Annotated in this window: 7 protein-coding genes; all 7 read left to right on the top strand. The window is 77.3% G+C overall.

Going from position 1 to position 6,390, the window contains the following annotated elements; translation table 11 throughout:
- Positions 1 to 158 precede the first annotated feature (158 nt).
- A complete protein-coding gene (locus tag VGB14_08405; GenBank protein HEX9992932.1) occupies positions 159 to 1,688 on the top strand; it encodes a phage baseplate assembly protein V in 1,530 nt (509 codons plus the stop codon).
- The gene (locus tag VGB14_08400) at positions 1,685 to 2,032 is read left to right on the top strand and encodes a hypothetical protein (protein HEX9992931.1); all 348 of its coding nucleotides are present in this window, start codon (positions 1,685 to 1,687) and stop codon (positions 2,030 to 2,032) included. Before VGB14_08405 ends, VGB14_08400 begins: the two co-directional genes overlap by 4 nt.
- Before the next feature lie 70 nt (positions 2,033 to 2,102).
- The gene (locus VGB14_08395) at positions 2,103 to 2,528 is read left to right on the top strand and encodes a GPW/gp25 family protein (protein HEX9992930.1); all 426 of its coding nucleotides are present in this window, start codon (positions 2,103 to 2,105) and stop codon (positions 2,526 to 2,528) included.
- 214 nt (positions 2,529 to 2,742) lie between these two features.
- Positions 2,743 to 5,340 carry a baseplate J/gp47 family protein gene (locus VGB14_08390; GenBank protein ID HEX9992929.1) on the top strand — a complete coding sequence of 866 codons (2,598 nt, stop codon included), beginning with the start codon at positions 2,743 to 2,745 and terminating at the stop codon, positions 5,338 to 5,340.
- On the top strand, positions 5,327 to 5,866 hold the full coding sequence (locus tag VGB14_08385) for a phage tail protein (protein HEX9992928.1): 540 nt from the start codon (positions 5,327 to 5,329) through the stop codon (positions 5,864 to 5,866). The genes VGB14_08390 and VGB14_08385 overlap by 14 nt, the downstream gene beginning before the upstream one ends.
- 23 nt (positions 5,867 to 5,889) lie before the next feature.
- Complete coding sequence (locus VGB14_08380) at positions 5,890 to 6,201, top strand: hypothetical protein (GenBank protein ID HEX9992927.1); 312 nt, start codon at positions 5,890 to 5,892, stop codon at positions 6,199 to 6,201.
- A gap of 9 nt (positions 6,202 to 6,210) precedes the next feature.
- Positions 6,211 to 6,390: hypothetical protein (locus VGB14_08375; protein ID HEX9992926.1), on the top strand; the 180-nt coding region annotated here is incomplete at its 3' end.

The following is a 6,390-nucleotide window of genomic DNA, read 5'->3' as shown; positions in this document are numbered from 1 at the left end:
CTCTGGCGCGTGCTGGCCGCGGTGAACGGCGTGACCGACCCCGCCCGCGTCCCGCCCGGCCGGCTCCTCCGCGTCCCGCCGCTCGACGCCCTCCAACCGGCACCCGGCGCCGCCGTGGCCGCCGGGTCGCCCTCGTCCTCCACGACGGCGGCCGCCCGATGAGCGTCGCCGCCGTCGCCACCCTTCCGCGCCTCGACCTCCGGGTCGGCGGGTCGCCGGCCGGCGGCACGCTCGGCCCGGCCCTGACCGGCGTTCGCGTCGCCCAGCGCCTGGGCCTGCCGGCGCAGTGCGAGCTCACCTTCGCCGACCCGCCGGGCCCGCTCGACGCCGCCGCCGCACTCGCCCCCGGCACCCCCGTGCGGGTGGCCCTGGCCGGCGGCGGCGTGCCGCTGTTCGAGGGCGACGTCACCGCCGTCGAGACTGCCTACGGGCCCGACCGCACGAGGGAGGTCAGGGTCAGGGCCTACGACCGCCTGCACCGGCTCCGCACCCGCCAGCCGGCCGTCGCGCACGAGGACGTCACCGCCGCCGCCCTGGCGTCCGAGCTCGCCGCCCCGGCCGGCCTCGACGTCCAGTGCGACGAGGGCGGACCGACCTGGCCCCTCCTCCTCCAGCACCGCCAGACCGACCTCGAGCTCCTCCAGGAGGTGGCGGCCCGGTCCGGCCTCTGGTGCACGTTGCGCGGCGAGGTCGTCCACCTGTTCACGCCGGCCGGCATCGGCGAGCCGGTGGCCCTGGCGCTCGGCACCGGCCTGCTCGAGGTCGCCGTCGAGCGCAACGCCACCTGCGCGGCGGGCCGGGTGGAGACCGAGGGCTGGGACCCGCTGCTCGGCGAGGCCCACCGGGGCACAGCCGGCGAGCGGCGGGGCCGGGCGAGGGTCGACGCGTCGGTCGACGTCGACGCCGTCCGCCGCCTCGCCAACGTCACCGCCACGGACGACGACCAGGCCCGCGCCGTCGCCCAGTCCGAGCTCGACCGCCGGTCGGCCGGCGAGGTCGTGCTGCGGGGCGTGGCCGACGGCGACCCCCGTCTCCGTCCGGGCACCCCGATCGACGTCACCGGGATCGACCGGGCGCTCTGCGGGCGGTACGTGCTGACCGCCGTCGACCACGTCGTCGGCCCCGACACCGGCTACGTCACCCGCCTGTCGACGGCGCCGCCCGAGCCCCCGGCCCCGACCGCCGCGCCCCCCGGGCCCGACGCGGCGACGATGGCCCTCGGCGTGGTCGACGCCGTCGACGACCCGGCCGGGATCGGCCGCGTCCGCGTGCGCTTCCCGGCGCTCGGCGACCTCGCCAGCGCCTGGATGCAGGTCCTCGCAGCCGGCGCGGGCGCCGGGAAGGGCCTCGTCACGCTCCCCGACCCGGACGACCTCGTGCTCGTCCTGCTCCCCGGCGGCGACCCGGCCAGGGGGATCGTGGTCGGGGCCATGTTCGGGGCGAGCGGCCCGGCCGACGCCGGCCTCGACGGCGGCGAGGTCACCCGCTGGACGCTCGGCACGACGGCCGGCCACCGCCTCACGCTGGACGACGCCGGCCGGACCATCCGCCTCGAGGACCCGACCGGCAGCTCCCTCGTCCTCTCGCCCGACGGCGTCCTCCTCCACGCCGCCGTCGACCTCGTCGTCGAGGCCCCCGGCCGCCGCATCGCCATCCGCGCCAGCGCCGTCGACTTCGAGAGGGCGTGACCGTGTTCGTGCTGAACGAGGACGCGCTGCTCGTCTGCCGGCACGAGCTCGGGCGGGTGGAGCTGGCGCCCGCCCAGGACTGGGTGCGGGGCGACGGCCGCCGCCTGCTCGTCGAGCCCGACCCCGAGCAGCGGCCGATCAAGGGGTGCCCGAACATCGGCCCGACCATCCGCCCCTGCCAGACCACCCTGAAGGTGCGGGTCGGCTACTCCACGTTCGTGCGCATCGACGGCCGCCCGATCTGCCTCGACTCCGTCCTCGGGCTCACCGACGGCACGCCGCCCGGCGTCGTCAAGTACAAGGTCAACCGCCCGGGCCAGGACCTCGTGGACTGCACCGGATGACGACCGCCCGCACCGCCGCCGGCCGTGCCGCCGGGGCGCCGCTCCCCCGCCCACCGAGGCGGCCGCGGCCGTGACCGAGCCCGACCGCGCCTGGCGGTTCCTGCACCCCGACCTCGACCAGGTCGACGACTGGCCGGGCCTGCGCGTCGCCTCGACCGGGGGGGTCGACATGGTCGCCGGCGCGGACGCCGTCCGGCAGTCGCTGCTGCTCCTGCTGTCCACCATCCCCGGCGAGCGGGTGATGCGCCCCGACTACGGCTGCCCGCTGCACCGGCTCGTGTTCAGCCCCAACGACGACACGACGGCCGGTCTCGCCATCCACTACGTGCGCCAGGCGGTCGAGCGGTGGGAGCCCCGCGTGGAGGTCATCGGCGTCGAGGCCGACCGGGACGCGGAGGCGCCCGAGCGGCTCGAGGTCACCCTCGACTACCGGGTCAGGCGCACCCGGCAGCGGGAGGCGCTCCGGGTGGCCGTCGACCTCGGAGGTGCCGAGTGAGGCCGCTCCCGCCTGCCCGCCTCGCCGCCCACTGCGCCGCGAGCCCGATGCGGCGTCACACCGGGGCGGCGCGCCGGCCGACGACCATCCTCGAGGATGGCGACCGACACCGGCGTCGGGTCCCACCACCGCCCGCCGCTCTCCCGCCGGCTGCGCACCCGGGCCCGCGCCGCGCCGGCGGGCCCGCCCACGCCGCCGACGCCGGAGGTGCGCCGTGACCTCGCTGCCGTCGCCGAACCTGGACGACCGGGACTTCGCCGACCTCGTCGCCGAGGCCACGAGGGTCGTGCGGGCGTCCTGCCCCGGGTGGACGGACCTCACCCCGGGCGACCCGGGCATCGTCCTGCTCGAGCTGTTCGCCCACCTGACCGACGTCCTCCTGTACCGCCTCAACCAGGTGCCCGAGAAGGTCTACGTCGAGCTCCTGAAGCTGCTCGGCGTCCGCCTCGCGCCGCCGGCCGCCGCCGGCACGACACTGGTGTTCTCCCGCCAGGGCCAGGGCGGCCAGCCCGGCCCCATCCGCATCCCGGCCGGCACCCGCGTCGGCACCGGGCGGCCCGACGGGGGCGGCGAGGTGCCCGTGTTCGTCACCGTCGCCGACGCCGTGCTCGAGCCGGCGGCCACCGAGGTCGAGGTGCGGGCCCGGCACTGCGACGTCGTCGACGCCGAGCTGGCCGGGCGGGGCACGGGCCTGCCCGGGCAGGTGGTGCGGGCCGCCCGCCCGCCGCTGGTCGTCGCCGAGGACGACGGGACCGACCTCGTCGTCGGCGTCGAGGCGACCGCCGACGAGCTCTCCGGGCGCGCCGCGGCCAGGGAGCACGACGGCCGCGCCTACCGGCTGTGGCGCGAGGTGCAGAGCTTCGCCGACGTGGGCGACGACCGGTTCGTCTACGTCGTCGACCGGGTGGCGGGGACGGTCACGTTCGCGCCGGCCGCCCGCCTCCAGGCCCGGCCGGGCGAGCCGGGCGCCGAGCCGGCCGACCTCGCCGGCGTGCCGGGGCCGCTCGCCGAGGTGCCGGCCGCCGGGCGGGAGATCCGCCTCTGGTACCGGCGGGGCGGCGGGCCGTCCGGCAACGTCGCCGGCGGCACCCTCACCCAGCTGCGGTCGGCCGTCCCCGGCGTCACCGTCACCAACCGGGCGCCGGCCATCGGCGGCCGGGCGGTCGAGACGGTCGAGAACGCGCTCGTGCGCGGCCCCCAGGAGCTGCACACGCCCCGGCGGGCCGTCACCGCGCGGGACGTGGAGGCGCTGGCCGTCGGCAGCGCGGCCGGCGTGGCCAGGGCCGCCGCCTTCACGAGGGCCGAGCTGTGGCGCCACGCCGCGCCGGGCAGCGTCGAGGTAACGATCGTGCCGGCCGCCGGCCCGCCCGACGGCGCCGCCGCCGTCGACCTCCCCGCCCTCCGGGCCGCCGAGACGGCCGACGCCGCCGGCCGGGTGAGGGCAACCCTCGACGAACGCCGCCCGCTCGGCGTCGACATGGTCGTCCGCTGGGCCAACTACAAGCAGGTGCGGGTGAGCGCCAGGGTGGTCGTCCACCGCTCGGAGGACCCCGAGGCCGTCAGGGCCCGGCTCGACCACCGCCTCCGGGAGGCCGTCAACCCCCTCCCGTCGCCCGGCAACCCGCTCGGGTGGCGCTTCGGCCAGCCGCTGCGGGCGTCGCACGTGTACGACGTCGTCTTGAAGGAGCCGGGCGTCCGGTTCGCCGACGAGGTCCGCCTGCTGGTCGACGAGGTGCCGCTCACCGTGCGCTCGCTCGCCGCCGACGCCTTCCAGCCGTCGACCTGGTTCGCGGCGAGCGGGGAGACCGTGTTCCGCTCCCTCGACGACGGGCGGGGCTGGGAGCCGGCCGGGCGCTTCGCGGGCGAGACGGCCGAGGTCGTGAGGACCAGCCCGCAGCGGCCCGGCCTGGTCGCCGCGGCCGTGCGGGTGGGCGGGGGCGAGGAGTCGGCCGTCTACCTGTCCGGCGACCTCGGCGAGACGTGGTCGGCGGCCGGGCGCTTCGGCTATCACGTCGAGGACCTGTGCTGGCTGCTGCGGGACGGCCAGCCGGTCGTGCTCCTGGCCACCGACCGCGGGCTGTTCGAGCTGGCGCCGGGCGGGACGCCGGTGCAGGTGCTGGTCGACGCGGCCGACCCCGACCTCGGCTGCTACTCGGTCGTCGCCGCGCTCGACGTGCGCGACGAGCTGACCGTCGCCGTCGCCGCCCAGGACGAGCGGGGGGTCTACCTGTCGAGCCGGGGCGGGCGACCCGGGACGTTCCGCAAGGTCGGGCTGGCGGGGACCGACGTGCGCCGCCTCGCCGTGCAGACGGTCGGACCGACCCGCTTCCTGTGGGCCGGGGTGACGGTCCCCGGCGACGAGCCGGGCAGCGGGGCGCTGCGCTGGGAGCTGAGGGGCGCCGAGGACCCGCCCGAGGGCTGGGTGCCGATGTCGCAGGGCTGGGTGGGAGGGTCGTGCCACGACCTGGCCTTCCTCGACACCACCGCCCTCGCCGCGTCCCACACGGCCGGCGTGCTCCGGCTCGACGCCTCCGCCGAGCGGCCGTCGTGGACGGCGTCCGACGTCGCCAGCCGGCTGCCCCTGCGCGACACCGGGCGGTTCCACCCCGTCGACGCCGTCGCCACCTCGCACCGCGCCGGCCTCGTGATGGCCGGCGGGCCGGCCGGCGCCAACCGCAGCACCGACGGCGGCGCCACCTACGAGCCGACGTCGGAGCGGGTGTTCCGCGAGGCCGTCACCCTGCCGCCGACGTGGCTGTTCGTCTCCGGTCCTCATGAGCTCACGGTGGTCGGTGAGGATGCGGCGGGCTGAGCTCGAGCGGCTGCTGCCCGGCGTCGTCCAGCGGACCGTCCACCCGGGCGACGTCCTCGGGGCCGTCCTCGACGCCATGGAGGCGCTCCACGCCCCGGTCGAGGACGTCCTCGACCACGTCGAGCAGGTCGCCGACCCCTGGCTGGCCCCCGACCAGCTCGTCCCCTACCTGGCCACCTGGGTCGACCTCGGCTGGCTGCTGACCGACGACCCGCACGCGCCGGCCGGCGCCGTCCGCACCCTGCCGAGCGGGCACGGCGCCCTGCGGTCGCTGGTCGCCGCCGGCGCCTGGCTCGCCGCCTGGCGGGGCACCGAGAAGGGCCTCGTGCGCCTGCTCGAGCTGGCCACCGGCCTCACGGGGTTCCAGGTGGACGAGCGTCCGGCCGACGCCGACGGGCGCCGCCTGCCGTTCCACCTGGTCGTGGTGGCCCCGCCGGGCGCTGAGGCGTATCAGGACCTCGTCCGCCTGATCGTCTCCACGGAGAAGCCCGCCTGGCTGACCAGCGAGGTTCGCTTCTCCTTCTGACCAACCGTCGTCGAGGGGGACGAATGAACACCGTCAACAGCGCCTACCAGGGAGCGGTCGGGCGCATCCCGAACTGGGTCGGCTTCGGCTTCGCCATCGCCGCCGGCCTCGCCGCCGCCATCGCCGGCGCGGCGACGTCGAGCAAGGGGCTCGTCGCCATCGGCGTCGCCATCGTGGTCGACTCGGTGATCGCCTGGTACTCGGGCGCGAAGGCCACGCCCACCGTCAACCCCATCGCCAAGAGCTGGGGCGCGACGATCAAGGACATCCCGCAGGTCGCGTGGGCGATCATGGCGCTGGTGCTCGTCGCCGCCGTCGTGGTCGCGCTGGTGTAGGGAGACGACGTGCCCGACGCCTTCGCCATCACCGCAGCAGCCTCCACCGTCAGCCTCGACGGGACCGGCAACGGCGAGACCTCCTTCACGGTGTCGAACGCCACCGGCCGGCCGCTGCGCATCCGGGCGGTGGTCGTGCCGACCGAGCCGGCGAAGGCCGAGTGGTTCGCCATCGCCGGGGAGGCCGAG

The sequence above is a fragment of the Acidimicrobiales bacterium genome (genome assembly GCA_036399815.1).
In the GTDB taxonomy this organism is placed as follows: domain Bacteria; phylum Actinomycetota; class Acidimicrobiia; order Acidimicrobiales; family DASWMK01; genus DASWMK01.
Note: the sequence above shows the minus strand (reverse complement) of the source record. Positions and strands in the feature narration are given on the sequence as shown.

What these genes read in the sequence shown, in the direction of transcription:
- VGB14_08385 (HEX9992928.1), top strand. Translation starts at nt 5,327, where the DNA reads ATGCGGCGGGCTGAGCTCGAGCGGCTGCTGCCCGGCGTCGTCCAGCGG.
- VGB14_08380 (HEX9992927.1), top strand. Translation starts at nt 5,890, where the DNA reads ATGAACACCGTCAACAGCGCCTACCAGGGAGCGGTCGGGCGCATCCCG.
- VGB14_08405 (HEX9992932.1), top strand. Translation starts at nt 159, where the DNA reads ATGAGCGTCGCCGCCGTCGCCACCCTTCCGCGCCTCGACCTCCGGGTC.